1 protein-coding gene is annotated in these 533 nt (G+C 37.7%); it reads left to right on the plus strand.

Going from position 1 to position 533, the window contains the following annotated elements:
* Nucleotides 1-448, plus strand: a 448-nt coding sequence (locus AS151_RS23305) for a DUF2887 domain-containing protein (protein ID WP_211517660.1), incomplete at its 5' end; no start/stop codon positions are given.
* Between the last annotated feature and the right edge of the window lie 85 nt (nucleotides 449-533).

The following is a 533-nucleotide window of genomic DNA, read 5'->3' on the forward strand; positions in this document are numbered from 1 at the left end:
GAAAACCGACCATTCATTTTACCAATTATTCCAACAATTCCCCGAAAGTTTCTTTGAAATGATTGGTTCAGCCAGTCAAGCCGAAAACTATAGTAGGGTGGGCAATGCCCACCCTACAAATTTTATCATATTTTCTAGATTCGACCATTACAGAAAAATAGCGCGATCGCTTATAAACATACTAGCAAAAAAAGAAGCGATCGCGTCCCCATCAAAATTCGTTTCAACCAATCCCATGAAAACCGACCATTTATTTTACCAATTATTCCAACAATTCCCCGAAAGTTTCTTTGAAATGATTGGTTCAGAAGCCGAGAACTATAGTAGGGTGGGCATTGCCCACCCTACTACAAATTTTATCATATTTCCTAGATTTGACCATTACAGAAAAATAGCGCGATCGCTTATAAACATACTAGCAAAAAAAGAAGCGATCGCGCCCCCATAAAAAAATTCGTTTCAACCAATCCCATGAAAACCGACCATTCATTTTACCAATTATTCCAACAATTCCCCGAAAGTTTCTTTGAAAT

Source organism: Geitlerinema sp. PCC 9228 (assembly GCF_001870905.1).
Lineage (GTDB): Bacteria > Cyanobacteriota > Cyanobacteriia > Cyanobacteriales > PCC-9228 > PCC-9228.